The 24,677-nt window shown below is 67.7% G+C and carries 21 protein-coding genes and 4 tRNA genes; 7 read left to right on the forward strand and 18 right to left on the reverse strand.

Going from position 1 to position 24,677, the window contains the following annotated elements; genetic code table 11:
* Nucleotides 1-76: transfer RNA gene (locus tag IC535_RS11755), tRNA-Gly, on the reverse strand.
* A 335-nt stretch (nt 77-411) separates the two neighbouring features.
* Between IC535_RS11755 and IC535_RS11760 the strand changes: the two genes are divergently transcribed.
* A complete protein-coding gene (locus tag IC535_RS11760) occupies nt 412-2,685 on the forward strand; it encodes a hypothetical protein (RefSeq protein WP_228887213.1) in 2,274 nt (757 codons plus the stop codon).
* 178 nt (nt 2,686-2,863) lie between these two features.
* Nucleotides 2,864-3,298 (forward strand): hypothetical protein, encoded by a 435-nt coding sequence (locus tag IC535_RS11765; protein ID WP_228887212.1) that lies wholly within the window; start codon nt 2,864-2,866, stop codon nt 3,296-3,298.
* 51 nt (nt 3,299-3,349) lie between these two features.
* Here IC535_RS11765 and IC535_RS11770 read toward each other — a convergent pair whose 3' ends face one another.
* A complete protein-coding gene (locus tag IC535_RS11770) occupies nt 3,350-4,462 on the reverse strand; it encodes an NAD(P)/FAD-dependent oxidoreductase (RefSeq protein WP_228887211.1) in 1,113 nt (370 codons plus the stop codon).
* A gap of 178 nt (nt 4,463-4,640) precedes the next feature.
* On the opposite strand from IC535_RS11770, the gene IC535_RS11775 reads away from it, so the two are divergent.
* Complete coding sequence (locus IC535_RS11775; protein ID WP_228887210.1) at nt 4,641-4,988, forward strand: hypothetical protein; 348 nt, start codon at nt 4,641-4,643, stop codon at nt 4,986-4,988.
* A gap of 111 nt (nt 4,989-5,099) precedes the next feature.
* Here IC535_RS11775 and IC535_RS11780 read toward each other — a convergent pair whose 3' ends face one another.
* The gene (locus tag IC535_RS11780) at nt 5,100-5,984 is read right to left on the reverse strand and encodes a LysR substrate-binding domain-containing protein (RefSeq protein ID WP_228887209.1); all 885 of its coding nucleotides are present in this window, start codon (nt 5,982-5,984) and stop codon (nt 5,100-5,102) included.
* 160 nt (nt 5,985-6,144) lie between these two features.
* Between IC535_RS11780 and IC535_RS11785 the strand changes: the two genes are divergently transcribed.
* The 3 genes from IC535_RS11785 to IC535_RS11795 are packed head-to-tail and all read left to right on the forward strand — an operon-like array spanning nt 6,145 to nt 9,047.
* Entirely contained in the window at nt 6,145-7,128 is a 984-nt protein-coding gene (locus IC535_RS11785) for a hypothetical protein (protein WP_228887208.1), read from the forward strand.
* A gap of 18 nt (nt 7,129-7,146) precedes the next feature.
* Nucleotides 7,147-8,118, forward strand: a complete 972-nt coding sequence (locus tag IC535_RS11790; protein ID WP_228887207.1) for a 2OG-Fe(II) oxygenase family protein — start codon at nt 7,147-7,149, stop codon at nt 8,116-8,118.
* Entirely contained in the window at nt 8,112-9,047 is a 936-nt protein-coding gene (locus IC535_RS11795) for a DMT family transporter (protein WP_228887206.1), read from the forward strand. The genes IC535_RS11790 and IC535_RS11795 overlap by 7 nt, the downstream gene beginning before the upstream one ends.
* 171 nt (nt 9,048-9,218) lie before the next feature.
* Here IC535_RS11795 and IC535_RS11800 read toward each other — a convergent pair.
* From IC535_RS11800 to uvrB, 13 genes are all read right to left on the reverse strand, one after another.
* Nucleotides 9,219-9,294 (reverse strand) — tRNA-Gly (locus tag IC535_RS11800).
* 46 nt (nt 9,295-9,340) lie between these two features.
* Nucleotides 9,341-9,964 (reverse strand): CDP-diacylglycerol--glycerol-3-phosphate 3-phosphatidyltransferase, encoded by a 624-nt coding sequence (gene pgsA, locus IC535_RS11805; RefSeq protein WP_228887205.1) that lies wholly within the window; start codon nt 9,962-9,964, stop codon nt 9,341-9,343.
* A gap of 9 nt (nt 9,965-9,973) precedes the next feature.
* Nucleotides 9,974-11,818 (reverse strand): excinuclease ABC subunit UvrC, encoded by a 1,845-nt coding sequence (gene uvrC / locus IC535_RS11810; protein ID WP_228887204.1) that lies wholly within the window; start codon nt 11,816-11,818, stop codon nt 9,974-9,976.
* Entirely contained in the window at nt 11,815-13,230 is a 1,416-nt protein-coding gene (locus IC535_RS11815) for a hypothetical protein (RefSeq protein ID WP_228887203.1), read from the reverse strand. The genes uvrC and IC535_RS11815 overlap by 4 nt, the downstream gene beginning before the upstream one ends.
* Before the next feature lie 102 nt (nt 13,231-13,332).
* Entirely contained in the window at nt 13,333-14,106 is a 774-nt protein-coding gene (gene kdsB / locus IC535_RS11820) for a 3-deoxy-manno-octulosonate cytidylyltransferase (protein WP_228887202.1), read from the reverse strand.
* A 94-nt stretch (nt 14,107-14,200) separates the two neighbouring features.
* Nucleotides 14,201-15,223 (reverse strand): tetraacyldisaccharide 4'-kinase, encoded by a 1,023-nt coding sequence (gene lpxK / locus IC535_RS11825; protein WP_228887201.1) that lies wholly within the window; start codon nt 15,221-15,223, stop codon nt 14,201-14,203.
* Nucleotides 15,223-16,971, reverse strand: a complete 1,749-nt coding sequence (gene msbA / locus IC535_RS11830) for a lipid A export permease/ATP-binding protein MsbA (RefSeq protein WP_228887200.1) — start codon at nt 16,969-16,971, stop codon at nt 15,223-15,225. Before msbA ends, lpxK begins: the two co-directional genes overlap by 1 nt.
* Nucleotides 16,968-17,390 (reverse strand): ExbD/TolR family protein, encoded by a 423-nt coding sequence (locus tag IC535_RS11835; RefSeq protein ID WP_228887199.1) that lies wholly within the window; start codon nt 17,388-17,390, stop codon nt 16,968-16,970. Before IC535_RS11835 ends, msbA begins: the two co-directional genes overlap by 4 nt.
* A gap of 3 nt (nt 17,391-17,393) precedes the next feature.
* Entirely contained in the window at nt 17,394-18,065 is a 672-nt protein-coding gene (locus IC535_RS11840) for a MotA/TolQ/ExbB proton channel family protein (RefSeq protein ID WP_228887198.1), read from the reverse strand.
* Between the two features lie 3 nt (nt 18,066-18,068).
* Nucleotides 18,069-20,477: a DNA internalization-related competence protein ComEC/Rec2 gene (locus IC535_RS11845; RefSeq protein WP_228887197.1), complete on the reverse strand. Its 2,409-nt coding sequence runs from the start codon at nt 20,475-20,477 to the stop codon at nt 18,069-18,071.
* 154 nt (nt 20,478-20,631) lie between these two features.
* Nucleotides 20,632-20,988 carry a YkgJ family cysteine cluster protein gene (locus IC535_RS11850; RefSeq protein ID WP_228887196.1) on the reverse strand — a complete coding sequence of 119 codons (357 nt, stop codon included), beginning with the start codon at nt 20,986-20,988 and terminating at the stop codon, nt 20,632-20,634.
* Nucleotides 20,989-21,129: 141 nt separating this feature from the next.
* Nucleotides 21,130-21,204 (reverse strand) — tRNA-Val (locus tag IC535_RS11855).
* 106 nt (nt 21,205-21,310) lie between these two features.
* Nucleotides 21,311-23,335 (reverse strand): excinuclease ABC subunit UvrB, encoded by a 2,025-nt coding sequence (gene uvrB / locus IC535_RS11860; RefSeq protein WP_228887195.1) that lies wholly within the window; start codon nt 23,333-23,335, stop codon nt 21,311-21,313.
* 153 nt (nt 23,336-23,488) lie between these two features.
* Between uvrB and IC535_RS11865 the strand changes: the two genes are divergently transcribed.
* Nucleotides 23,489-24,031, forward strand: a complete 543-nt coding sequence (locus IC535_RS11865) for a GspH/FimT family pseudopilin (RefSeq protein WP_228887194.1) — start codon at nt 23,489-23,491, stop codon at nt 24,029-24,031.
* Between the two features lie 64 nt (nt 24,032-24,095).
* Here IC535_RS11865 and IC535_RS11870 read toward each other — a convergent pair.
* Nucleotides 24,096-24,172 (reverse strand) — tRNA-Asn (locus IC535_RS11870).
* A 90-nt stretch (nt 24,173-24,262) separates the two neighbouring features.
* On the reverse strand, nt 24,263-24,673 hold the full coding sequence (locus IC535_RS11875) for a type IV pilin protein (protein WP_228887193.1): 411 nt from the start codon (nt 24,671-24,673) through the stop codon (nt 24,263-24,265).
* Between the last annotated feature and the right edge of the window lie 4 nt (nt 24,674-24,677).

The following is a 24,677-nucleotide window of genomic DNA, read 5'->3' on the forward strand; positions in this document are numbered from 1 at the left end:
TGGAGCGGGAAACGAGACTCGAACTCGCGACCTCAACCTTGGCAAGGTTGCGCTCTACCAACTGAGCTATTCCCGCAGACTTTCGCTTGCCCCGACCGCACCGCACCCTGGGGCGCTGGAGGCTGTCGGCCCCTCGACCTGCGTCGAAGGAGCGCCATTGTGTCGATTTTCCTTCACGCCGTCAACAGCCCGGAACTGCCCGGACCACACAATCGAGACGACTCTGCCGATCCCCCGCCACCAGGAGCCGTACCAGCCCAGCGGTGCGGCCAGGTGCAGCACGTATGCCAGGGACTGCGCGCCAACGCCGACCGTACGCGGCCATTCCAACACCCCAAGCCTCAACAAGTTGCATGGTTTGGCGCGGGACGTCACGGGAAACTGGCACGCCTACCTACCAAGACCGGAATAGTGCCCCTTCCTTTGCCCAACCCACTGTTTGGCCGCCGTGATGCAGTCGGCAATATCGAATCGTTGCTTCTGGCTGGCGCGCGCCACTACTTCGGCCACGACCCGGACGCTAACCAGGTGCTGTCGCCGCTGTTCCAAGACCCGGCCGAAATGGCCCACTTCGCCGCCTGCTTCATGCGCAAGCCCGCCGGCCCGCAGGATGTCGCCCTATGGCGGAAAGAAGTGGACAATTCCAAGGTGCACTCTCACCGCTGGCCGACTCCATTGGTGATCGCTGAAGTCGAACCGACGATGCTCTGGATGTCGCTGTTCATGGCCACGACCCACGACATCGGCAGCCCCGCCGATGTTCCGTGGAACATGCTGCACCTGCTACGTGCAGTCTATGGCGACATCGCAGACGGAAGGCTGGATGCGATGTTCGATTGGGCCACCGCTACGGGCCACAGGCAGCAGCACGACGATGCAATCGGCTGGGCGTTCGATGCCATTCATGGAGCGTGCCCGCCCCCCCTGTCACCTCGGGAGATCGCCAATGCCTTGCAGAGCTGTCTTGGCCGGCTGGCAGAGGTGGATGTTGGTAATTGGAGCGAGCTGTTTGGTGAAATCATCCACTCCTGCAACCGCGCTGAAGTCCTTCCACCCACTCCAGAGCAAGTAGCAGACACCCTGCTGGCAGGCTGCCCCTTCACCGTACTGGGCTATGCCGAAATCGCGGACAAGGTGCCCGAGACCTCCCTTTTCCACCTTGACGATGTGAGTAGCCGCTCAAGAGAGAACATCGTTCTCTGCGTTGAAGGCGATCTGCGTCTTGACCGCCTGGATCTGGACGATCCACTCTCTCCATGGCGAAAGCCGGACGCCGAGCAAGTACTTCCCTGGTTCATCCTGGTCACCGGCAGCGTCTTCATCGAACGGCATATCTGGAGCCTGGAGACCGACGGAGCCTGCGGCCTGGTCGCATTGGGCGATCTAGCGACCTGCAATGCCATCGTCGGCGGCCAACAGATCCATGTCGGCGGTAACCTGACAATCGACGAACTGTACTGGGGCGACTACAACCACGGCTGCCTGCATGTCAGCGGTGACACGAAGGCAGACCTTTTGATCCAGACCGACTACCACATGGATCTGCTCGGCAAGGTCAGCTGTTTGAAACGCGTGGATGACCTGGACGCACTGCACGGCGACGAACTCAGGCAGATCATCGCCGCCGAATGCCTGATACAGCACGAATCCGAGCCGGAACTGGAATGGTCGCTGGATGCCGCCGCGATGCTCGAACGGTTGCAGGCCGGTCACAGCGTCATATGCAAGGATGCACTGATTCGGCTGTCCGAACCTTTCACCATTCCCTCGCTGTTCGCCGACGCCAATATCAGTCCCGAGAATTTCCTTCGGGTGTCCGACCCGGACCTGCTGCCGGACGGGAGGTGCCTGCACAGCTTTCAACACGACGGACTCGAGTTGACCTCGATGGCCTATATATCGGAAGAAGAGCGCATACCAAGGCGTTCGATCTTCATCAAGGACCTGGCCCGCGGCATCGGCGTCAGCTTCACCCAGCAACGGGAGACGACGCCCCGGTCATGGACGGACGTGCTGCTGCTGCGCAAACCGCAACAAGGCTGGGTTCTGTTCAAGGCAACCTGCAGCAATCTGCATGCGGCAGACCCCGACTGGGTGGGGCTTGATGGCGTTTTCTTCGCGCCGGAGTTCAACGCACTGATCCTCAATGGATGGGCCGCCCTGCAGCAATGGGCGTCAAACCGGCACTGGATTGCCAGCCAGATACCTGCCAGCCAGGTGCGGTCCCTGCTGGCATTGCCGGTTGCAGCCCCCTATGACGACTACGAAGATAGCGACCGCAACGGGCTCTGGCTGGGCCATTTCCATGCCGCCTTCCGCCAGCAGGGCATTGATGCCGATGGCGATACGAGGCTTCCGATCCTGCGACTTTCCCGCAGCTATTACTGCAACGCCTCGCATGAAACCAGGATCGAGAGCTACTACTACGACATCGAACGTTGCGAGGATGGGGTAGAACGCGTACGGGTTCGACACCTCGTCGACCAGGACGGCGACCAGACGTCTTCCCCACTCGATGCCGTCGGAGGCCAGCGGCTACTCGACGCAGCACGACTGTTTCAGCACGCCGCTGCCCGCCTGCAGAAAGTCAATGCCGCATTGATGGAGGGCAACCCACCATTCCACGCAACCGATGATGAATTCGCAATGCGTCATTGGCGTGACCTTGGCTATCTACACTCCTGACAGCTTCTGCAAAGCCACCTGCCATGCCGAGCCTCCTCGTGCGCCGCCCTCTCAAATCGAGCCTAACCAAAATGTTCATTCCAAGCCCGCAGTGCAAGGCAGTCGCCAAGCACACGTTCACGCTCGACATCAACAGGCTATCCGTAGTAACGCCAGCAGTTGCGCAGCCGCACTTCCCATGAGCTCGTCGTCGTCCCGTCCCTTCTGGATCCTGGCGATCCTGGCTTGGCTGGCAATGGTCACCGTCTACATATCCTCCGGCTTCCAGCCGGACTACTGGCCACCTCAGAATGACGACCGCCCGGCCCCCTATCCGCTTGCCCAAGTGATCGTGTTTTGCATCATCACGGCGCTGGAGATAGCCCTGGGCACCCTGATCGCCCGCCCATGGAAGCTCCCGCGCCTGCGGCGGCTGAGTGCCCTGCTGATTGTCCTACTGCTGTGGTCCGTGCCCTGGGCAATGGCCGGAATGCATCAGCCACCCGTGCGCGGCAGCCACATGAACTGGTTGTTGTTGTTCAATGCAGCCGTGTTGTTGGCCATTTGCACAGATGCAACCATCAATACGGCAGGCGTTGTGCGCCGGTGGATACGCACAAGGCGCCTGCGCTAGTGAACTTGGCTGGTCGGACAGCCCGCAAAGGCCCCTGCACCGGCCCCACAACTACGGCACCATCCGCATCCCGCGCCGATGGAAGTAGATCTGCTCGGCCACCCGCCGCAGCGCGCGCGAGTGCAGGGCCAGATTGAGCGGCCAGTCCATCTGCAGGTGATCCATCGCCCAGCGCAGCGCGCGCTTGGCGCGGAAGCGCGGCGCGGCGCGAACCGCGACGGCTTCGGGCGACGGCCCCTTGCCGCGCAGGTGCAGGGCGACCGCATCGCCCACCGCCCAGCCGTGCCGCCAGGACGAATGGATGCCGCCCGCCGACAGCGGCGAGACGATGCCGGCCGCATCGCCGGTCAGGATTACCCCCGGCGCTGCGATCGGGCCATCGGGCAGGCCGCAGGGCACCAGCCCGGCGCGGGTGGCACTGGGCCGGGCCGCGGCCGGCAGGCCCACCACGCTGCGCACGTGCTGCGCAAAGCCCTCGATGTCCGGCTGGCGGGCACGGGCCGGATCGTGGCGCAGGGCCAGGCCGAGCTGGATCCCGGTGGGGTTCTGCGCCACCCAGCCGATGTAGCCGGGCGCGAAGCGGGTACTGGCAAAACAGTGCAGCGCGCCGGCCTCGGGCAGCTGCACCCCGGAAAATTCCTGCTCGACGCCATACAGCGCGTCCTGCACCCGACCCAGCCCGGTGCGTTGGGCTACCCGCGAAGTGGCGCCATCGGCACCCACCAGATAGCGCGTACGCCCTGCCCCGTCCACCTGCCAACCCTCGCCATCGCGCCGGGCCTGGGTGAAGGACTGCTGCAGGCGCAGGTCCACGCCGCTGGCCTGCAGTTGCGTGGCCAGCCAGCGCATCAGGTTGGGCGTGTCGGTGGTCATGAAGTAATAGCCCGGCGCGGCCAGCAGCACGCTGCGCAGGTTGGGCGCATACAAGCGCACCCGCTCCACCCGCTGCACCAGTTCGGCTGGCAGGCGCCGCAGCCAGGTCTGCTCGACCACTTCCTTGACCAGGATGCCGGTGGTATGCAGCCGCGCGCCCGGGTCGGCCTTGCGCTCCAGCACGCACACGCGCAATCCGTAGTGCGCCGCAGCCAGTGCACAGGCTGCACCGGCGAAGCTGGCGCCGACCACGACCAGGTCGTAGTCGTATGCCGAAGAAGTACTGTTCATGGGAAGTGCCGTCCTGCGCAAGCGGGGTGCGCAGGATCCAGCGCCACGGCGGTGAGGCCATGAAGCGTCGGTGAAGTGGGAATGAAGTCATCGACCTGCGTTGCAGATTGCCAACCATTGCATTGCCAGGCCGTAGCGCAGCTGGCACGATTTTGCGTGCACACCAGCAGACATCGCCATGCAACCCGGCTCGCGCAGAAACCTCAAACTGATCCTCGCCGCGGCAGCCGTCAGCGCGATCATGACCAGTTGCACCTCCAACCTTGCCTCCAACGCGTGGCTGCTGCTCACCGACCGCAGCAATTTCATCCCGGCCGAGTCGTCGATATTCTTCTTCAACCCGTACGTCATCGACTCGGGATCCGGGGGCTACTGGCACTACGGCAAGGACCGCAAGCACTACTACCACTTCACTTACGACCCTGCAGCCCCCTATCTGTACATCCCCATCGACAACAAATGCCCGCACTTTGATCGAGAGAATTTCCGCACGTGGTGCAGTGCACGCAAGGGAAAGCCGCGCTGACGGGGTGAACCGGCTGACCGGGCCCGGCAGCAATGAGCAGCATGCCCATGCCACTGATGCCCGTGGCGCTCCGCAACCGGAGATGTGTCACTGCATGGGCTCAGACCGCGCTCAGCATTCGGTCCGCTCAGGGTGCCCTGGCCAATCTTCCCGCTGCAGGGTCGAGGTCAATATGCCGCGCAGATGCAGTGCGACAGGATGGGCTGCGTCTGTCAGCAGGCAGAGGTGATGCTCGGGAAGGGTGGGTAGATCCAGCCCTGCCGCCAAGGCCGGCCAGATATCGGTGGCGGCGCCTCCTTCGACGATGCCAATGGCCAGCCCACTGTCCATGCAGGCCAGCACCGCCTGCCAGTTGGCGCTTTCCAGCAGGATCCGGTACGGGATGCCGCGCGCCTTCAACGCCGTGATGGCCACCTCCCGATACGGGCAGCCTTTGAGCTGCAGCGCCAGTGGCAGCGGTCGATGGGGATCGGGGCGGAAGTCGGCCGCCGCCGCCCAGCGCGGCCGGGTTGAACACAGCCGTTCGCCCGGCCCCGGCGTATCGGCACTGACGGCCAGGGCCAGGTCAAGCTGTTGTCGGCCAAACAGGTCGACGAGCTCGGCACTGGAGCGTGCGACTACCTCCAGCTCCAGGTTCGGGTGGCGGGCAACAAACCGCGGCAGGAAATCGCGCATGAAATCGGCGGCATAGCCGTCGGGCACGCCCAGCCGCACCTGGCCGGTCATCTGCTGCGGCGCCAGCGTGGCCAACAGCCGGTCATGCGCGCTCAGGAAGCGCGATGCCTCGCCCAGCAGCTGCCTGCCCGCCGGCGTCAGTTCCACGCACTGGTTGCTGCGCACCAGCAGTTGCTGCCCGACCTTTTCCTCCAGCCTCTGGATCTGCGAGGTCACCGCCGAAGGGCCGCGATGGACATACTCGGCCGCCGCCTTGAAGCGCCCCAGCCTTGCCACGGCCTGGAAGGTTCGCAATACATCGACATCGAAGCCTCTGCCCATCAGGTCACCTGATTTGATCGTGCCGAATCACCGGTCCACTTAATTCGTCTGTACAGCATTTTTCTCCGCGCCTAGGGTGGGGTCAAGGTGGATCGGCTACCGGAAGCGGCATTGAACGCGGGCGAGAACCGATCCCAGTCACAGAAATGGAGGCAGCCGGATGAGCTTGAACGCCGTCGTTGTCGATTCGCTCACGCGTCGTGGCCCGTATCAGGGCGATGCCCTGTGGACCGTGGAGAATCACGCCAAATACTCGACCCTGCAGCCGCCATCGGACCCCGCACAGGATCATCGCATCCACCATCAGATCTTCCTGCTGATGTGTGCGCTCAACGAGCAGGGCATCGGCGCCGACGGGCTGTGCACCGACCGGCAGGGCCACGGTTCGTTGAAAAGCCTGCTGACGCAATTGACCCAACGGCTCGCCGCGTTGAGCGACGGCAACCACGTGCACTATGTCGAGCTGGGACCCGAGCCGGTCAAGACCCGCTGCATCCTGGCCCGGCTCACCCGGGCAGCGGCAACCCTGCGCTACACCGCGATCGACATCAACAGCACCTCCGAACCCGCCATGCGCGCAACGCTGATGCCGATCATCGCCGACCCGGCCCGCTTCCACTACCTGGCTGCGGACTATCGCAGTGTGACGCAGGAAACGCTGCGCCACGATCAGGACCTGACCCTGATCACGATGTTCGGTTTCCAGGAAGGCAACGAGCCGCCGGCCGCCACCGGGCGCCTGATCCGTACCCTGGCCGATGAGCGCACCTGCATCATTTCGGAAATGCAGATGTACGAGGAAGGCCTGGAAAGCTGCATCACCGCCTTCTACGCCCATCCGGGCATGCGGCAGTTTTCCAGCCTGGTCGCGCTCCAGCAGGGTTTTGTCGCCCTGGGCGACCACCACGTCCACCTGGTTCGCCTGAAGATCGGCGGCGAGTTACTGCATGTGGCCGTCACCCTGCAACCGGTCGAGCAGCGGCAGCAACGCGGCTATCTGCTGACCAACTGCTGCATCAAGTACACGCCCGAGCAGTTCCGCCGGGTCAGGCGCCTGCATGGCAACTGCACGGTGCTGGACGAGCTCGCCAGCGGCGATGGATCGGTGCGCTGCCAGATCGCCCAGCACCTCCCATCCCCCTGACCGCGGGAGCGACACGCCATGCACCGCACCACCCCACTCCCCCTGTTCGCACGCGGCCTTGGCCGGGTGAAGCTGGCGCTGAAATCGACGCTGCAACGCGCGCCGTCGCGCACAACTGCCCCGCTGGACATACCGTGCCGGTGGCAGGACACGTTGCTGTCCCCGGCCGGCCCGGTCATCAGCGACAGCCGCAGCCTGGCCGACCTGGGTTATGCCCGCAGCCCCCACCCCAACATCGCGTCGGGGGCCATCACCGGCCTGAGCGTGGTGCACCGCCTGTTGACTGCCGAGGCGGTGGCCACATTGCAACGCATCTGCACGGGCCTGGAACACTGTGCAGGTAACAGCGACTGGATCATCTCGCGCCGCACCCGCGGGGCGACTGCGCTGTCGCCGTTCCTGCACGGCATGATGCACAGCCGCGCGTTCCTGCTGGCGGTGTCGCGCATCGCCGGGGTGCCGCTGCTGCCCTACCCGATGGTCAACGCCCGCGCCCAGGTCAATTATTTTTACCCGGCCTGCGCCGGCCAGCCACGCGAACAGGTCGGCATGTGGCACACCGACGGTACCAACTACGTGCTCAACCTGGTGCTGTCCAATGCGGCGGACTACAGCGGCGGCCAGTTCCTGTTCCACAACCACACCATCGACACCTTCGACGTGCAGGACTGCCGCAGCGTCGAGGCCGCGCCGTTGAACGAGGCCGGTGACGCGCTGTTCCTCTACGGCAGCCGGGTGTTCCACGGCGTGTGCCCGGTACAGCGCGGGCGGCGCATGTCGCTGGTGTTGTCGTTCCATTGCCCCTACGCGCGGCAGGACTCCAACCGTTTCTGGCACCTGGCCTCGGACGACGGCATCGCCGCCACCCTCCCGCATTGGCTGCGCCTGCGCTGGACCGTGCTCACCCCGGCGCAGCGCCAGTTCGCCGCGCTGGGCATCGTGCCGATCACCTTCGAAGAGCTGGGCCGCGCCGAGGCGCGCCGGTGCTGATCCGCCCGCTCTCGCTGCTGGCGCTGCAGGCGGTGTTCGTGCTGTCGTGGAGTTCGGGCTTCATCGGCGCGCGGCTGGGCACCGCCGACGCAGGTGCAATCAACCTGCTGTTCTGGCGCTTTGCGCTGGTCAACCTGTGCCTGCTGCCGCTGGTCTGGCACCGGTTGGCTGCCCTGACCTGGGCGCAGGTGCGCTACAACGCGGTGATCGGCCTGCTGGCCCAGTTCGCCTATCTGGTCAGCGTCTACATCGCCATCCGCGGCGGCCTGCCGGCCGGCATCGCCGCGGTCATCTGCGCCCTGCAACCGTTGATCACCGCATCGCTGAGCCGAGGCCGGCAGGAGCGCAGCGGCCTGTACGAATGGTTGGGGCTGGGGATCGGCTTTGCCGGGGTCAGCGTGGTGATTGCCGGTGAGTACGGCCTGGCCGCCCGGCCACTCAGCCCGGGGGTGTACGCATTGCCGCTGATCGCGGCGGTCACCTTGTCCATCGCCACGCTCTACCAGCGTCGGCAGGCGGTGCTGGCCACCGGCCACAGCCAGGACGGGCTGCTGCTGCCGCTGTTCCTGCAGTCGGTGGCCACCTGGATGCTGCTGGCGGCCACCGGCGTACCGTTGGGTTTGATCGCGGTGCCGGGCAGCACGCAGGTATGGGTGTCGGTGGCATGGCTGACGGTGTTCTCCACCTTCATCGCCTACCTGAGCCTGTGGCGCCTGCTGAAATGGATGTCGGCCACCCGGGCGTCGGCACTGGTCTACCTGGAACCGCCGGTCACCCTGATCTGGGCTGCCCTGATGTTCGGCGAGGTGATCCAGTGGACCACCTATCTGGGCATTGCGGTGGTGGCGGCGGGCATCCTGGTCGCCCGCCGGCAGGGTCGCGCCGAGGCGGCCGGCCGACGCCTGCATGCGCCGGCCGACAAGCGGTAGTGACGGGACGGTGGGCATGGCGATGGAGCTGCGCATCTGCCGTCCGGCAGCGCATGAACGATCACGCAGGCGGTGCTGACGAAGGGAGAGGAACAAACGCAAAAAAGCGACCCGAAGGCCGCTTTTCGCGTTTGCGCCGCACTACGGTGGAACCGCAGCGAACGCCTTGTCTGGAGCGGGAAACGAGACTCGAACTCGCGACCTCAACCTTGGCAAGGTTGCGCTCTACCAACTGAGCTATTCCCGCTTGGGAGGCGAAATTCTACAGCCAAACACGGGGCTGTCAACAGCCCTCAGCCGTTCTTTTTCGCCCGGGCGTTTTCGCGCGCGGCACGCTCGTCCTCGCGCAGGCTCGGCCACGCCGCGTGCAGGTACTGCAGCCCGGAGAACAGGGTCAGGATCGAGGCGATGGCCAGGGTCCAGTCGCCGATATGGAACACCGGGATGCCCATCCAGATTTCCTGCATCGGCGTATGCGGCGCCACCGAATACAACAGGCACAGCAGCGCCACCATCTGCGCGGTGGTCTTGATCTTGCCGATCAGCGCCACCCGCACCTTGGCGCGCTGGCCGATTTCGGCCATCCATTCGCGCAGCGCCGACACGGCGATTTCACGGCCGACGATCACCGCCGCCCACACCGCCATCCATGCGGTGGGATGCCCCTGCACGATCAGGAACAGGGCCACGGCCACCATCAGTTTGTCGGCGACCGGGTCGAGGAAGGCGCCGAAGGCCGAAGCCAAGTCGTAGCGGCGGGCGATCCAGCCGTCCAGCCAGTCGGTCAACGCGGCCAGGCCGAAGATCGCCGCCGAGGCGAAATTGGTCCACTTGTAGGGGAGGTAGAACACCAGCACCAGCACCGGGATCATCAGGATCCGCAGCAGGGTCAGCCAGGTGGGGAGGGTCAACTTCATTGCGTCTCTCTACTCGCCCGCAGTGGGCGTGGGCAGTCCATGCAGGTTAGCGTAGATGCGTGCGGCAAGGGCGTCATTGATGCCCTCCACGTTGGCGATTTCCGCCTCGCCGGCGGCCTTGAGCCCGGTCAGGCCGCCGAAATGCTTGAGCAGGCTGGCGCGGCGGCGCGGGCCAATACCGGGGATATCCTCCAGCTTGCTGGTCATGCGCGCCTTCTGGCGGCGCCCGCGATGGCCGGTGATGGCAAAGCGGTGGGCTTCATCGCGCACCTGCTGGATGAACTGCAGCGCCGGGGAGGCCGCGCCGGGGCGCAGCTCGCGGCCATCGGGCAGCACCAGGGCCTCGTGCCCGGCCCGGCGTTCGGCGCCCTTGGCCACGCCGACCAGCACCACCCCTTCCACCCCCAGGTCGGCCAGCGCGGCCTGCGCCTGGCCCAACTGGCCGGCGCCACCGTCGATCAGCAGCAGGTCCGGCAGCACGCCGTCCTCTTCGACCGCGCGGCGGAAGCGCCGCTCGATGGCCTGGCGCATGGCCGCGTAGTCATCGCCCGGCTCGATGCCGCTGATGTTGAAGCGACGGTACTGGCTGCGCACCGGGCCGCTGGCGTCGAACACCACGCACGAGGCCACCGTGGCCTCGCCCATGGTGTGGCTGATGTCGAAGCACTCCACCCGCTTGACCGGCTCGGCCAGGCCCAGCATCTGCCGCAGGTCTTCGCTGCGCGCATGCTGGGCGCTGCGGCTGGTGAGTTCGCTGACCAGGGTGATCTGCGCATTGCGGCTGGCTAGTTCGACGTAGCCGGCGCGCTCGCCGCGCACGTTCCACTTCAGCTGCACCTTGTGCTCGGCCGAGGCCGACAGCGCCGATTCGATCAGGCCGGCATCGGGAATCTCGCGGTCGAGCAGGATTTCGCGCGGCGGCGAATGCTCGACGTAATACTGCGAAACGAAGGCGCCCAGCACCTCCTCGGCGCTCTCCTCGCCATTGGTACGCGGGTAGAACGGGCGCGTGCCCAGGTTGCGGCCGTCGCGGAAGGCCAGCAGCATCACGCAGGCGTTGGCGCCCTGGGTGGCACAGGCCAGCACGTCCAGGTCGGCGGCACGGCCATCGACGTACTGGCGGGTCTGCATGCTGCGCAGCGCGGTGACCAGGTCGCGCAGGCGCGCGGCCTGTTCGAACTCCAGCGCGTCGCTGGCCGCCTGCATCTGGCTACCCAGCTCGCGCGTCAGCTGGTCGCTCTTGCCTTCCAGGAACATCGAGGCGCGGCGCACCGATTCGGCGTAGTCCTCGCTGCTGACCAGCTCCACGCACGGCGCGCTGCAGCGGCCGATCTGGTATTGCAGGCACGGCCGGGTGCGGTTGCGGAACACGCTGTCTTCGCAGCTGCGCAGCTTGAACAGCTTGTGCATCAGGTTGAGCGTATCGCGCACGGCGGTCACGCCCGGGTACGGGCCGTAGTAGCGCCCCGGCACTGCGCGCGGGCCGCGGTGCAGCGCGATGCGCGGCCATGGCTCGCGAGTGAGCAGCACCTGCGGGTAGGTCTTGTCGTCGCGCAGGGACACGTTGTAACGCGGCGACAGCGACTTGATCAGCTGGTTTTCCAGCAGCAGCGCCTCGGCCTCCGAACGGGTCACGGTCACGTCCATGCGCGCGACCTGCGACAGCATCGACATGGTCCGGGTGGCCTTGGGCGTGCCGTTGAAATAGCTGCCGACGCGGTTGCGCAGCGCACGCGCCTTACCGACGTACAGCAGGCTGTCGTCGGCAGCGTACATGCGGTAGACGCCGGGCGCGGTACTCAGGTGCGCCGCGAATGCCTTGCCGTCGAAGGCCGGAGCGGTGGACACGGTCATTCGCTGATCGGGACGTCGCTCAGAACGCCGCTGACCGGGTCGAAACGCAGCACGGCGTGCGCGTCGGTTTCGGCAATCCATACCGCACCGCCACCCAGCGCCAGCCCGGCCGGCCCATGCAGGCGCCGCGGCAGCTCCAGGGTGTTCAGCTCGCCGCCGCCCAGGCGCAGGGTGCGCAGCCGGCCGTTGCCGGCGTCGGCGATCCACAGCAGCGGCGCATCCGGGCTCAGTGCGATCGCCTGTGGGTACTGCAGCTGGGCGATGGCGCGCGCGCCATCCTGTTCGCCGAACGCCCATGGGCCCTGACCGACCAGGGTCTGCACCAGGTCGCCGCGCAGCTGCATGGCCCGGATCGAGGAGCCCAGCGCATCGCACACGTACAGCACCTGCTGCACCGCGGCCACCGAGGCCGGCTGGGCGAACGCGGCCAGGTGGCCGCTGCCGTCGCGTTCGTCGATGGCGCCCGAGCCGGCACGCCAGTTCAAGGTGCGCTGGCCGAGGTGGTAGCTCCAGATGCGGTTGTCGCCGGCCATGGCGATATGGATCTGGTTGTCGGCCACCGCCAGCCCCTGCGGGTGGTTCAGCGCGGTCTGCCGCGGCTGGGCGACCACCCCTTCGGTGGGTTCGCCCGGGCGGCCGGTGCCGCACAGGGTGTCGACCTGGCCGGTCAGCAGGTGGATGCGGCGCAGCGCATGGTTGCCGGTGTCGGCCACGTACAACCACTCGCGCTCCAGGGCCAGGCCCTGGGGGCGGTGGAAGGCGGCCTCGCCGGGGCCACCGTCCATGAAATCGGCGGTGCCCAGCCCGAACTGGCGCAGCACGCGTCCGCCGTGGCTGCATTCCAGCACCCGGTGGTGGCCGCTGTCGGCGATGTACAGGCGCTCGGTGGTGACCACCAGCCCCATCGGGAAGCGCAGCGGCAGCCGCGGTTCGGGGTGCAGTTCGCGGGCCAGCGCCAGATCGCCGTCGACCGGGCGCGCGCCGCCCTCGCACAGCGCGCTGAGCGCACGTTCCAGTTCGCCACCGAAACCGACCAGGCGCTCACGCTCTCGGCCCTGCGCATCCAGCAGCACCAGTGTCGGCCAGGCGCTCACGCCGAAGCGGCGCCAACCATCCCAGTCCGCATCCAGCAGGGCCGGGGCGGTCAGGCCTTGGCGGCGCAGCAGCTTGAGCGCCTGCACCGGGTCGCGTTCGCAATCGAAACGCGGCACCTGCAGCACCAGCACCTGCAACTTGCCGGGATTGCGCGACTGCCACTGGGCCAGTTCGGCCAGCCGTTGCGCGCACCACACCGAGGCGGCGTTGACGAAGGCCAGTACCACCGGGCGCCCGCGCAGCTCGGTCAGGGTGGTCGGGGCGGCGTTGAGCCACGTGGCGAATTCGGGCAGGTCCTGGACAGGCTGTACGTTCATGCCCCGATTATGCCGGAGTCGGCGTCATGCAATCGTCGCGGCCGCGCCAGATTTGCGACGGCAGCCGCAGTTGGCCGCCGCGGCGGCACCGGGCCGGCCGGCTCAGGCCTGCGCGGCCAGCCAGGTTTCGGCACGTTCCAGGTCGTGCGGGGTGTCGATGCCCGGCGGGAACTCGGCCGGCGACAAGGCCACGCTCAGCCGGTAGCCGGCTTCCAGCACCCGCAGCTGCTCCAGCGATTCCAGCTGTTCCAGCACACCGGGCGGCAGCGCGGCGAACTGGCGCAGGAAGCCGGCACGATAGCCGTAGATGCCGATATGGCGCAGCCAGTGCGGGCCGGCCAGGGTATCGCGCGACTGCGCGAAGGCGTCGCGGTGCCAGGGGATCGGCGCACGGCTGAAATACAGCGCGTCCAGGTTCTGCTTGCGCACCACCTTGACCACATTGGGATCGAACAGGGTCTGCGCGTCTTCCACCGGCGTGGCCAGGGTCGACATCTCCGCGCCGCTGTAGACCAGCGCCTCGGCGACCGCACGGATGCCTTCGGCCGGGGCGAACGGCTCATCGCCCTGCAGGTTTACCACCAGGGTGTCGTCGGCCCAGCCGGCCTGCGCGGCGCACTCGGCCAGGCGGTCGGTGCCGGAGGCATGCGCGGCCGAGGTCATCGCCACCCGCACCGTGGACAGGCCCTGCAAGGCCTCGGCGATGCGGCTGTCGTCGGTGGCCACCCATACCTCGCGCGCGCCGGCCTGCAGCGCACGCTCGGCCACGCGCAGCACCAGCGGCTGCCCGCCCAGCAGGCGCAGCGGCTTGCCCGGCAAGCGCGAGGCGGCGTAGCGGGCGGGGATGGCGACGACGAAATCGACGGTTTGGCTCATGCGGGGGCTCTCGGCGATGTTGCGGGTTGCAGGATTGCAGGCGCCCTGGCCTGCGCGAAATCGAGCGTGGTGTGCCGCCACGGCGGCGTAGCCGTCAACGTTTGCCGAGCTTGTCCAGCCGGTCCAGCAGGTTGACCCAGAACGCGGCCGGCAGGTCGGCCGCCAGCGGCACGGCGAAATGCCATTCGTTGGCGAACACCTTGCACTTCACCGCGTCCTTTTCGGTCATCAGTACCGGCAGTTCGCTGCCAAAGCGCAGGTCGGCGGGCTGGTAGGCGTGGTGGTCGGCGAAGGCGTGCGGCACCACGCCGATGCCCTGCGCGCGCAGCATGTCGAAGAACCGCTGCGGATGGGCGATGCCGGCCACGGCATGCACGCGCTGGCCGCGGAAATGGCTCAACGCGCGCGGGCGGCCGCCGCTCAGCGGCTGGGCGGTATCGATGTGCAGCTGCATCGGCCATTCGCCGAAGCCGCAGGCCGGCTGCGCGCCGACGCCATCGCTGGCCTGGCCCATGTTGACCACGCGGAAGTCGCAGTCCTGGGCGCGGCTGGCCGGCTCGCGCAGCGGGCCGGCGGGAATCAGCCGGCCATTGCCGTAGCGGCGCTGGGCGTCGACCACTTCGATCTCGATGTCGCGCGCCAGCCGGTAATGCTGCAGCCCGTCGTCGCAGACGATGATGTTGCAACCCGCTTCGACCAGCGCCCTGCCGGCCGCCACGCGGTCGGCGTCCACCCGCACCGGCACACCGGTCTTCCAGGCGATCAGCACCGGCTCGTCGCCACCGATGCCGGTGGCGGTGCCGGCCTCGACCCAGCGCGCCACGCCGGCATCCTCGCGGCCGTAGCCGCGGCTGGCCACGCCGGGTTTCCAGCCGGCCTCGCGCAGTCGGTTGACCAGGGCGATGGTCAGCGGGGTCTTGCCGGTGCCGCCGGCGGTGACATTGCCGACCACGATCACCGGCACCGGCAGCGAATGCCGCTTCAGCCAGCGCCGCCGGTACAGCAGCCGGCGCAGCGCGATGGCCGCGCCGTACAGCGGGGCCAGCAGCCGCGCCGGCCACGGAACCGTGCTGCCGTCATACCAGTACGACGGCGTCTGGGCGCCCTTGGCCGCCATCAGGCCTGCCTGTCGCGGAACTGCATCTTGTGCAGGTGCTCGTACAGCCCGCCCAGCGCCAGCAACTCGTGGTGGGTGCCGCGCTCGACGATGCGGCCATGGTCCATCACCAGCACCTGGTCGGCATGCTCGATGGTGGACAAGCGGTGCGCGATCACCAGCGTGGTGCGCTCGGGCATCAGCCGTTGCAGGGCATCCTGCACCAGCCGCTCCGATTCGTTGTCCAGTGCGGCGGTGGCCTCATCCAGGATCAGGATCGGCGCATCGCGCAGGATCGCGCGGGCGATCGCCAGGCGCTGGCGCTGGCCGCCGGACAGCAGCGCACCGTTTTCACCGACCGGGGTCTGCAGCTGCTGCGGCATGCGCGCGATGAACTCCCAGGCGTTGGCCGCTTCGGCCGCGGCACGGATCTGTTCTTCGGTGGCGTCCATGCCGTAGGCGATGTTGGCGCCCACGCTGTCATCGAACAGCATCACCTTCTGCCCGACCATCGCCACCTGCCGGCGCAGGTCGGCCAGCGGGTAGTCGTCCAGGGCCACGCCATCGAGGGTGATGCGGCCGCCACTGGGTTCGTAGAAGCGCGGCACCAGCCGGATCAGGCTGGTCTTGCCGCTGCCGGAGCGGCCGACGATCGCGGTCACCGTGCCCGGCCTGGCCACGAAACTGATGTCATCCAGCGCAATCCCGGTGTCCTCGCGGTAACGCAGCATCACGTGCTCGAAGGCCAGCTCGCCGTGCGCGCGGCCGATGCGCCGGGTGCCCTGGTCGCGCTCGACCGGCATGTCCAGGATGCCGAACAGGCGCTCGGCGGCGGCTACGCCGCGCGAGATCGAGGTCTGCACGCTGGTCAGGCGCCGCAGCGAAGGAATGATCGCCATCATCGAGGTCATCAGGCCCATGAACTGGCCGGCGTTGAGCTTGCCGGCCAAGGCCTCGCGGGTGGACACCCAGACGATCACCGCCAGCGCCAGCGCGGCCAGGAACTGCACCGTACTGGAGGCCAGCGCGCGGGTGGTTTCCACCTTCATGTTCAGGCCGAGCATGCGGTTGGCCAGCCGTGCATAGCGCGAGATCTCGTGCGCCTGGGTGCCATGCACCTTCACTTCCTGCTGCGCGGCCAGCGACTGCTCGGCGGTCTGGGCCATGCTGCCCATGCCATCCTGGATGCCACGGCTGATGCGCCGGTAGCGCTTGCCCACGAACGAAACGATCACCCCGATCAGCGGCACCACCACCAGCATCGCCACGGTCACCTTGACGCTCATCTGCAGCATCACCACCAGCATGGCGATGATGGTCAGGGTGTCGGCAACCAGGGTCTTGAGCGCATCGGCACTGGCCTGGGTGACCTGCTCGGTGTCGAAGTTCAGGCGGCTGACCATCACCGGGGTGGCTTCGGAATCGAAGTGCGAGGACGGCAGGTGCAGGTACTTTTCCAGCACCTGTTCGCGCAGGTCGCGGACCACGCTGCGGCCGGTGCGGGCCAGCGTGTAGTCGCTGACCAGGGTGGCCAGGCTGCGCATCATGAACAGGCCCAGGATGGTCAACGGCAGGATCACCGCCATCTTCGGCTCGGGGTTGACGAAGCCGCGGTTGACCAGCGGTTCCATCAGCTTGGTGAAGTGGTAGCCGGCCAGCGCCTCGATGATCATGGCGATCACCGCCGCCACCATGAACACCCAATAGGCGCGGGTATAGCCGAGCAGGCGCTTGTAGATCGGCCAGATCGGCGGGTGTTGGTTACTCATGGATGCACCTCCGGCGCAGTAGCAATGGCAATGCGGCGGAAGCCGAGCTGGCCCAGGGCATCCTGGGCGGTGACAACGGCCTGGTACGGGGTGCGCGCATCGGCGCGCAGCAGCACGGTCTGCTCACGATCGCTGCCGGCCACGGCGGCGATGGTCTGCTTGACCGACTCCACGTCGGTGCGCAGCACTTCCTGGTCGTTGATGAAATAGCGCCCTTCGGCGTTGACCAGCACGCTCAGCGCGCGCGGCGGCTCGGCGTGGTTCTGCTGGCTGGCGGTCGGCAGCTGCAGCTGCAGGGTCGACCGCGCGTCGAAGGTGGTGGTGACCACGAAGAAGATGATCAGCACGAGGATCACATCGATCAGCGGGACCAGATCGATGTGCGGCTCGTCCTGGACCCGGTCATTGCGGATGCGCATCCGTCAGCCCTTGGCCGTGACCGGCGCCGCGCCGGCGGCGGGGTTGGCGCGGGCGGTGGCGTTCATCACCCCCGGGCGGCCGTCGAGCGCGTCCAGCAGGGCGCCGGCTTCCTGTTCCATCTCGATCACATAACCGCCGATGCGGCCCTTGAAATAGCGATGGAACATCAGCGCCGGAATCGCCACGATCATGCCGGTGGCGGTGCAGACCAGCGCCTTGCCGATACCGCCGGCCAGCTGGTTCACATCGCCCACGCCGTGGTCGAGGATGCCCAGGAACATCTGGATCATGCCCACCACCGTGCCGAGCAGGCCCAGCAGCGGGCCTGCCGAGGCAATCGTGCCCAGGGCGTTCAGGAAACGCTCCATGCGGTGTACCAGGTGCCGGCCGGCATCCTCGATGCGCTCGCGGATCTGGTCGCGCGGCCGGTTGCGCGCTTCCAGCGCGACCGCCAGCAGCGCGCCCAGCGGCGAATTGGCCCGCAGCGACTGGATGTGGCTGGGGTCGAGCTTGCCGCGTGCGGCCCAGTTGCGCACTTCCTGGCCCAGCCCGGGGGGCAGCACCTCGTTACGCCGCAAGGTCCAGAAACGCTCCAGGACGATCGCCAAAGCCAGTACGCCCAACAGCAGCAGCGGCACCATCGGCCAGCCACCGGCCTTGACCAGTTCCCACACGTTTCAACCCTCCGGCCCATCGGCCGCCTGTTTGACCGCCGATAGGATAGCAGCCGACCGCGCCCGCTCCGCGGCATCCCACCAACGCGGCTGAAAAACCCGCTGTTCACGCACCTGCAGGCCTTCACGCCCCAGCCACACGCGCAGCGCGCCGCTGTCGGCGGTACTTAGCACTTCGGCGCCCACGCCCTGCCAGCGCGCCACCACGGCGGCACGCGGATGCCCAAAGCGGTTGCCATGCCCGGCCGAGACGATCGCCAGCTGCGGCGCCACCGCCTGCACCCAGGCCGGCGTGGAGGAACCGGCACTGCCGTGATGCGGCACGATCACCGCCTGCGCGCGCAGCGACTGCGGCGCGGCCTGCAGCAGCAGCGCCTCGCTGCGCGCGCCGATGTCGCCGGCCAGCAGGATCGCCCCATAGCCGGTGTCGATGCGCAGCACGCAGCTGCTTTCATTGCCCACGTAGCGGGCCGGGCCGGGCGGATGCAGGTAACGGAAACCCACCTCATCCCAGCGCCAGCCCTGCCCGGCCACGCACGGCTGGCTGAGGGCGACCGGCGCGCCGGCCGGCGCCTGCAGCGGCGGGGCGGCAAAGGCCCGGCGCACCGCCGCCACGCCGCCGGCATGGTCCTGGTCGGCATGACTGAGCACCACCCGGTCCAGCCGGCCCTCGCCCAATGCACGCAGGGTCGGCACCACGATCCGCTCGCCGGCATCGAAGCCTGCCTCGGCGGCCGGCCCGGCGTCGTACAGCAACTGGTGCCGGGCCGTGCGCACCCATACCGCCAGGCCCTGCCCCACATCCATCACCAGCAACTCCACCTCGCCCGGGCCTGGGCGCGCGCGGGCCGGCCACAACAACGGCAGGCACAACAGCAGCGCCGGCAGGCGCGCGCCACCACCCCGCGGCAGCAGCAGCCAGAACACCCCCAGCAATGCCGCCAGCAGCGCCATGCGCCCGGCCTGTGGCAACCACCACAGGGCCAGTTCGCTGCGCGCGGCCCAGCCGAACAGCCACCAGCTGACCTGGAAACACCACCCGGCCAGTTGCCAGGGCCAGCGCCCGGCACCGTCGACCAGCGCCTCCAGCGCGGTGCCGAGCAGGGCCAACGGCACCACCACCAGGCTCCACCAGGGAATCGCCAGCAGGTTCACCAGCGGCCCGGCGCGCGAGGCCTGGCCGAACCAGGCCACCCCCAGCGGCAGCAGCGCCAGCGTCGCCACCCCCTGCGCGCTCAGAAAGGTGCGCAGCCAGTGCTGGTCGCGCCCCGGCAGGCACCAGACCAGCCACAGCACGCCGGCAAAGCTGAGCCAGAACCCCGGCGCCAGCACCGACAGCGGGTCCAACAGCAGCATCGCCAGCGCTGCCAGGGCCAGTGCCTGCCCCACCGTGGCCCGCCGCCGCGTGCAGCGCGCCGCGGCCACCACCGCGATCATCAGCACCGTGCGCACCGTGGGCAGCGCGAAGCCGGCCACAGCGGCGTACAGCGCCGCCCCGGCCACCGCGCCGATGGCCGCCGCCAGCGGCCGTGGCCACACCCGCCCCAGCAGCGGCAGTGCCCGCCAGCCCAGGGCGGCCAGCCAGGCGGCGACGCCGGCCACCAGACCGACATGAAAACCGGAGATGGCGACCAGGTGGGTCAGCCCCAGTGCGCGCAGATCGTCCCAGTCGGCCTGGCTCAAGCCCCGCGTATCACCCAGTGCCAGTGCCTGCACGAAGCGCGCGCCGTCGCCGCGCACCTGGCTGGCGATCGCCGTGGCCATGCGTTCGCGCCAGGCCGGCAGCCCGGTCGGCTCACCCAGTGCCTGCGCCGCCGGCGCCGGCCGCACATAGCCGGTACCGGCGATGCCCTCCAGCAGCGCGTGGCGCTCGGCGTCGAAACCGCCGGGATTGAGCAGGCCGCGCGGCGGCCGCAGGCGCGCGCTCAAGGCCCAGCGGGCACCGCCCTGCAAGTGCCGGCGTGCAGGCGGCGCAGCGCGCGTCCCCAGGTCATGCCAACCCAGCGCGAACACCCGCCCGCGCACCGCCGGTGGCATCGCGGCGGTGTCATCGACCTGGAAACGGAAGCGGGTACTGCGCGGCCCATGCTCGGGCAGGCCGACCACCCTGCCCTGCAACGCGTACTCGGTGGCCGCAGCATGGGCCGGCAACTGCCGCTCCAGCGCGGCATGGCCGTGGACACCGGCCCAGCCCAGGCCGAACAGGGCCGCGCCCAACCAGCGCAGGCGTGACGGCCACAGCCACAGCGCCATCCCGGCGGCGACGCCGGCCAGCGCAGGGCCGCGTGGCAGCAATACCGGCGCGAACACCAGCAGGCACACCCCGCACAACAGTGCGGCCGCGCAGGCCTTGCCGAACACGGGCACAGGCGCAGGTGGTGGACTGTTTGCGATCTGATGCGACACTGACATGCCGGTAGCCGGGCTGAAAACCGCATGCTTGGACAGACCGCGAAGCATCGCTATCGGCACGACCCGTGCGTGGGCGTCGGTGATTACCGCGTGTGGGGACCGCCTGAGGCAGCATAGGCACAGCGGGCTGCACCTGGCGTTGCATCGCCCACCGTTACAGCAGCACCTGCCGGGTCGAACGCAGGAACTGGTGGATGTCGTCCTCGGCCTGGGTATCGATCATGTACACCGGGCGCTGGCCGTTGGGGCACAGCAGACGCGGCGTGGTGCCGAACAGCCGGCAGATCAGCGGCCGCTCGTGGTACACCTCGCAGCCGTGCTGGCCCAGGTAGGGGCAGCTCAACTCGGCCAGGGCCGCAGCGTGCTCGGCCTCGGTCTTGACCGGCAACCGCGCCATCTCCTCGCTGGCCACCGTCACCGGCCCGCAGCAATCGTGGCAGCCGACGATGCAACGGAACGAAGGAATGCGCTCGCGCAGCTGCAACAGCTTTTCGGTGTTCGCATACGGCATTGGCAGGCACCCCAGAAGCAAACGATCGCCGGCACGGGAATCGCGCCGGCAGGCAGCGCCGCCGAGCGGACCGGAACAACAAAAAGGCCAGCGCGATGGCTGGCCTTCTTCGTTTCCACCCGCGCCTGCTGGAGGCCGGAGTGGTGGGCGGTACAGGGTTCGAACCTGTGACCCCTACCATGTCAAGGTAGTGCTCTACCGCTGAGCTAACCGCCCGTTTCTTCCCGCTGCGCCGGCGCAATTGCGTCGGTGCAGGCCGCGTATATTACGGGCGCCTCCCGGGAAGCGCAACTGTTTTGTGAAGGTATTTCGCCACCGGGGTTCAGCGCAGGCTGGCCTCTTTCAGCTGGCGGATCTGGTCGCGGACCTGGGCGGCATCCTCGAATTCCAGGTCGCGCGCATGCTGGTACATCTTCTGTTCCAGCGCCTGCAGGCGCTTGGCGATCTGGGCCGGGCCAAGCGTACGGTAATCCACTGCTTCCTCGGCCACCTTTCCGGCGCGCCCCTTGCCCTTGCCGCGCGACTCCTTCTCGGCCGCCTCCGAACGCGCGCCTTCGAGCACATCGGTGATCGGGCGCAACACCGACTTGGGGGTGATGCCATGCAGCGTGTTGTACTCCACCTGCTTGGCACGGCGGCGGTCGGTCTCGTCGATCGCCGCCTGCATCGAGCGGGTAGTCTTGTCGGCGTACAGGATCGCCTTGCCGCGCAGGTTGCGCGCGGCGCGGCCGATGGTCTGGATCAACGAACCGGTGGAGCGCAGGAAGCCTTCCTTGTCCGCATCCAGGATCGCCACCAGCGACACCTCGGGCATGTCCAGGCCTTCGCGCAGCAGGTTGATGCCGACCAGCACGTCGAACTTGCCCAGGCGCAGGTCGCGGATGATCTCCACCCGTTCGACGGTGTCGATGTCCGAGTGCAGGTAGCGCACGCGGATGCCGTGTTCGGTGAGGTAGTCGGTGAGGTTCTCGGCCATGCGCTTGGTCAGGGTGGTGACCAGCACGCGGTCGCCGAGCTTGATGCGCTCGTTGACCTCGCTCATCAGGTCGTCGACCTGGGTACCGACCGGGCGGATCTCCACCACCGGATCGATCAGCCCGGTCGGGCGCACCACCAGTTCGGTGATTTCATCGGCCGCCTCGCGCAATTCGTACGGGCCCGGAGTAGCGGAGACATAGATGCTGCGCGGGCAGCGCGCCTCCCATTCCTCGAACCGCAGCGGCCGATTGTCCAGCGCCGACGGCAGGCGGAAACCGAACTCCACGAGGGTTTCCTTGCGCGAGCGGTCGCCCTTGAACATCGCGCCGATCTGCGGAATGGTCACGTGCGATTCGTCGATCACCAGCAACGCGTCCGGCGGCAGGTAGTCGAACAGGGTCGGCGGCGGCTCGCCCGGGGCCTTGCCGGTGAGGTGCCGGGAATAGTTCTCGATGCCATTGCAGAAGCCGACCTCGGCCATCATTTCCAGGTCGAACTGGGTGCGCTGGGCCAGGCGCTGCGCCTCGACCAGCTTGTTCTGCTCATATAGCTGTTCCAGGCGCGGCTTGAGCTCGGCCTTGATGGTCTCCACCGCGGCCAGCACGCGCTCGCGGGTGGTGGCGTAGTGGGTCTTGGGATACAGGGTGTAGCGCATCAGCTTGCGCAGGCTCTCGCCGGTGAGCGGGTCGAACATGCTGATCTGCTCGACCTCGCCCTCGAACAGCTCGATCCGTACCGCCTCGCTGTCGGACTCGGCCGGGAACACATCGATCACCTCGCCGCGCACGCGGAAGGTACCGCGCTGCAGTTCGTACTCGTTGCGGGTGAACTGCAGCGAGGTGAGGTGGTTGATCAGGTCGCGCTGGTCGATGCGCTCGCCGGTGGACAGGATCAGCCGCAGCGACAGGTAGTCTTCCGGCGCGCCCAGGCCGTAGATCGCCGACACGGTGGCCACCACGATCGCATCCGGGCGCGACAGCAGGGTCTTGGTGGCGGCCAGGCGCATCTGCTCGATGTGCTCGTTGATCGAACTGTCCTTCTCGATGAAGGTGTCCGACGCGGCCACGTAGGCCTCGGGCTGGTAGTAATCGTAGTAGCTGACGAAATACTCCACCGCGTTGTTGGGGAAGAACGCCTTGAACTCGCCATACAGCTGCGCGGCCAGGGTCTTGTTCGGCGCCATGATCAGCGTCGGCTTCTGCACGTTCTGGATGACGTTGGCGATGGTGTAGGTCTTGCCCGAACCGGTCACGCCCAGCAGGGTCTGCTTGGCGATGCCGGCCTGGAAATTGGCCGTCAGCTTTTCGATCGCCGCCGGCTGGTCGCCCGCCGGTGAATACGGGGATACAAGTTCAAACCGATCGCTCATGGTGCCGCCAATGCCCGGGCCCTCCAGTATACCGGGGGCAATGGTGACGGCCGGCTGAGAAGGTCGCCGACAACCGCGTGCGGCGGTCCCTGATGGGACGCGTTGGCTGTCCAGCGCAGGCTGATCTCCCGCCCCAACCTGCCGAGCCCGGCCATGACCCGATCCGGACCCCCGCGCGCCGCCCCTGCCGGCGGCTGGACCCTGCTGGAGGCCATCACCGCGATGGTGGTACTGGCCACGCTGGCCTCGCTGGCCCTGCCGGCCGGCCAGCAGCTGCTGGACCGCCAGCGCGCGGCCAGTGCCCGGCACCTGGTCAGCAGCCACCTGGCGTTCGCCCGGCTGGCCGCGATCCAGCACCACGCGGAAATCAGCATGTGCCCGAGCAGCGACGGCGTGCGCTGCAGCGGCGACCCCAGCGGCTGGGCGCAGGGCTGGATCATCCGGCCCACCCGCGCCGGCGCGGCCACCGAGGCCACGGTGCTGCGCCACCAGCAGCTGGACTACCCGCCCGGCTGGCACATCCAGTCCAGCATAGGCCGCGCGCATATCCGCTATCTGGCGGACGGCCGCGCACTGGGTACCAACCTGCAGTTGAAGATCTGCAGCGGCGATCATCTCTGGGGAAAGGTGGTGGTCAACAACAGCGGCCGGATCCGCTCCGAGCGCCTGGAGCAGGCCGGCGGTTGCCTGCCCTGAAGGTGCGGCGGCCGTTGCCGCACGGACACGAAAAAGCCGCGATTTCTCGCGGCTTTTCAGTATCTGGCGCCCGAAGTTGGACTCGAACCAACGACCCCCTGATTAACAGTCAAGTGCTCTAACCGGCTGAGCTATTCGGGCGGGGAGGCGCATTGTAATGGCGCTTTTGCCGAAGGGCAACACCTTCGGCGTTGCCTGCCCTGCACGCGGCCGCGCCCTGCCCGCACCGGTTTACCAGCACTCGCTCAAGGTGGTCTCGGCAGTCTTGCGGTTGGCCTGGTCGATGGTCATCTCGCCGCACTTGTCCTTGGCCTGGCTGCCCTGCGGGGTGGCGGTGATGGTGAAGGTGGACTGGGTCGTATCCACCTTCAGGTTGTAGTACGCGGTGCCGCCCTCGCGCGGCGACACCGTGTACGGCAGCGCGTAACCGGCGTAGGTGTTGGAGGAGGAATGCTGGCGCTCGGCGCGCTGGGCGTATTCCACCAGGTCGGCCTTGACCGCGCCGCGGCGGCTTTTGCGCACCTGGTCCAGGTACGACGGATAGGCGATGGCGCTGAGGACGGCGATCACCCCGATCACCAGCATCAATTCGATCAAGGTGAAACCGGCCACCATCGACGGGGCTTTGCGGAGGCGATTCATGGTC

Origin of the sequence: Stenotrophomonas rhizophila (genome assembly GCF_020857975.1) — a bacterium.
Classification (GTDB): Bacteria; Pseudomonadota; Gammaproteobacteria; order Xanthomonadales; family Xanthomonadaceae; genus Stenotrophomonas; species Stenotrophomonas rhizophila_C.